Annotated in this window: 3 protein-coding genes and 1 tRNA gene; 3 read left to right on the forward strand and 1 reads right to left on the reverse strand. The window is 67.4% G+C overall.

Annotation, left to right across the window (positions count from 1 at the left end; genetic code table 11):
- The first annotated feature begins 93 nt into the window (after positions 1-93).
- The 3 genes from ADK86_RS14890 (at position 94) to ADK86_RS14900 (ending at position 2341) form a co-directional block, all read left to right on the forward strand.
- On the forward strand, positions 94-909 hold the full coding sequence (locus tag ADK86_RS14890; protein WP_053697033.1) for a Pr6Pr family membrane protein: 816 nt from the start codon (positions 94-96) through the stop codon (positions 907-909).
- A gap of 12 nt (positions 910-921) precedes the next feature.
- Positions 922-995, forward strand: a tRNA-Pro gene (locus ADK86_RS14895).
- Between the two features lie 311 nt (positions 996-1306).
- Complete coding sequence (locus tag ADK86_RS14900; RefSeq protein ID WP_053697034.1) at positions 1307-2341, forward strand: protein NO VEIN domain-containing protein; 1035 nt, start codon at positions 1307-1309, stop codon at positions 2339-2341.
- Positions 2342-2410: 69 nt separating this feature from the next.
- Here the strand turns inward: ADK86_RS14900 and ADK86_RS40815 are convergent.
- On the reverse strand, positions 2411-2645 hold a 235-nt coding region (locus tag ADK86_RS40815), incomplete at its 5' end, for an ArsR/SmtB family transcription factor (RefSeq protein WP_159393861.1).

The following is a 2645-nucleotide window of genomic DNA, read 5'->3' on the forward strand; positions in this document are numbered from 1 at the left end:
GTTCCACCCCTCCCCCTGCACGCACACTGGGCCTCCCCCTACGGATTCACCACACCTTCACCATCCCGCCCCGCTCCCGTCTAGCGTGGGGGGATGATCGACCCCACCAGCTCCCGCGTCCCCCGCTCCCGCCCATCGCAGGCCACCTCTCACGCCTCCTCGCGCTATGCCCGGGGAGCGGCGTTCGCCTCCGCCCACACCCCGGCCTCCGCGGTCGTCCCCCCGGTCCGCCGCCCAGTGGCCGCGATTTTCCGCCTGCTGATCGCCCTGGCCGCCCTGACCGGCCTCGTCCTGGACATCGCGATCACCCCGGACCTGGGCCGCCTCTTCAGCTACTTCACCGTCCAGACGAACATCGCCGTGGCCGTCTGCTTCGCCTGGTCGGCATACCGCGCCTGGGCCGCCCGCCCGCCGATCTCCCCACGGATCACCGGCGCGGTCCTCCTCTACATAGCCATCACCGGCCTCGTCTACCACGTCATCCTCACCAACGACTCCAGCGGCTTCTCCATGACCGGGACCCCGGAGCACGACACCGTCCGCACCGTCTCCACCCACCTCCTGCACACCGTCACCCCCATCGGCGCCGCCCTGGACTGGCTCCTGCTCACCGCCCCCCGCGGCTTCCGCTGGCGCCACGCCGCCCAGTGGCTGGCCTACCCCTTCCTCTACCTCCCCTTCGCCCTCATCCGCGGCGCCCTCCTCGACCCCGGCACCGAGGGCCGCTACCCGTACCCCTTCCTCGACGTAGACGTCCACGGCTACGCCGGCATCGCCCTCAACACCCTCGTCTTCGGCTCCGCCTTCTACGCCCTCGCCCTCGTCCTCGTCACGATCGACCAGGTCAGGCCCCACCTCCGCCGCCCCGAGAACCGGATTTCACCTTCGGGGATCGGTCCGCTAAAGTAGAGCTCGTTGCTTCGGGGTGTGGCGCAGCTTGGCAGCGCGCTTCGTTCGGGACGAAGAGGTCGTGGGTTCAAATCCCGCCACCCCGACTGAGAAGTAGCAGGCCAGAGGGCCGGTACTGGATCCAGTACCGGCCCTCTGGCTATGTGTGTCTCCTTGCGCGTATACGGCTTATCGCTCCGGCCGAGCGCCGGGCGTGCTGTCCGTCACAGTCGGGCCGGCACCGGGTCATCGGCGCCGAGGTGTTGCCCCCGTTCCGCGCGTCAGCAGGGGTGGGCACCGCCCCGTCCGGCTTCTTGGCGGGGCAGTGTTCAAAACCCTGCTATCTCTGCCGCGAAGTCGTCAGTTCCGGCCTGCAATGATCAGCCGAGGAACGAGACAGCTAGGCAGAGGGGGGCCAATGCCCGTTAACAGGTGGTGGAGACACGACCCGTACGAGCGCTACTGGCTGGAGATCACGAACCGCGAGGACATCGGCAGAAACCTGCTCGCCCCCCAAGTCAACGATCGGGGGGAGGAGTACTGGTCCTACGCGCTCGTCCGCGAGGTACGGCCAGGGGACCTTGTTCTGCACTGGGACAAGAACCACGGCCCCGGAGTCGTCGGGTACTCCCACGTACGAGGTGAGGCGATTGCGTCCACCATCACGTGGCAGAGCAGAGGCACCTACGGCCGGCAGCGACGTGCTTCGGGGCCGGAGCCCGCGTGGGAGGCGCCTCTCAGCGGGTACCGCCGGTTGAAGAAGCCAGTCACTCAGGCACGCCTGAGGGAGATGGAGCCGAGCCTTCGCGCGCTGCGGGATCATCTCGCAGAGACAGTCGAAGGACCGCTCTACTTCCCCTTCGCCTTGTCGCACACCCGGCCCCTGCGTGCAGCACAGGGGTACCTGACCAAACTCCCGCGTACGCTGGTGGAAGCACTTCCCGAGCTGCTGGAATTGCGCCAGACCGCAATCTCCGAACCCCATGAGCCGGAAGCGCCCAGCCCGGTACCCGATTCGCCCAGAAAACCGGCTCAGCCTTCCGGTTACGGTCGTCAGCACGACGCCAAACGTCGGCAGGCCGTTGAGCGATACGCGATGGATCTCGTGCTCGATCACTATCGCTCGCTCGGCTACGAGGTCGAGGACGTGGGCGATCACTCGCCCTGGGACATCACCGTGCGCAGAGGCGCGAGCGAGACGCACATAGAGGTGAAGGGCAGCACGACCACTCGTGAAGCCATAGACCTGACCGAGGGAGAGGTCCGCCACGCTGAAGGCGCCCCCACCTGCCTCATAGTGATAGATCAGGTTGAACTCGACGACGAGCTCCGCTGCCAGGGCGGACGTTGGCGCGAATGGACCGATTGGGTGCCACTGCGAGAAGAGCTCGTCGCCACCGCGTACCGGTACCCGCTCCCAGCGAGAGGCCAAGGCGGACGCGCCTCCAGGTAGCCGTCCTGCGGCGGAAACCCTGTGACTGGGCGTGTCTACGAGTGTTGAGGCCCTTTGCTGACGCGCCCGTCATATGGACGTGCCGCGATGGGTCAGGAGTGTTCCCAGTGCCGTTCGCTCATGTATGACCGATCGGCCCACGCGGGTTGTGGTGAGGAGGCCGGCAGCGCGTAGGGCTGCGGTGTGGGCGGAGATGGTGGGGGCGCTGACGTTCAGGCGGTGGGCCAGTTCGGTGGTGGTTTGGGGGGTGGTGAGTAGGCGGAGGAGTTGGGTTCGGGTGGGGCCTAGGGCTGCTGTTAGGGGG

This window comes from Streptomyces sp. NRRL F-5755 (assembly GCF_001279365.1).
GTDB lineage: Bacteria > Actinomycetota > Actinomycetes > Streptomycetales > Streptomycetaceae > Streptomyces > Streptomyces rimosus.

Coding starts and splice junctions, on each gene's coding strand:
- ADK86_RS14890 (WP_053697033.1), top strand. CDS start 94: ATGATCGACCCCACCAGCTCCCGCGTCCCCCGCTCCCGCCCATCGCAG.
- ADK86_RS14900 (WP_053697034.1), top strand. CDS start 1,307: ATGCCCGTTAACAGGTGGTGGAGACACGACCCGTACGAGCGCTACTGG.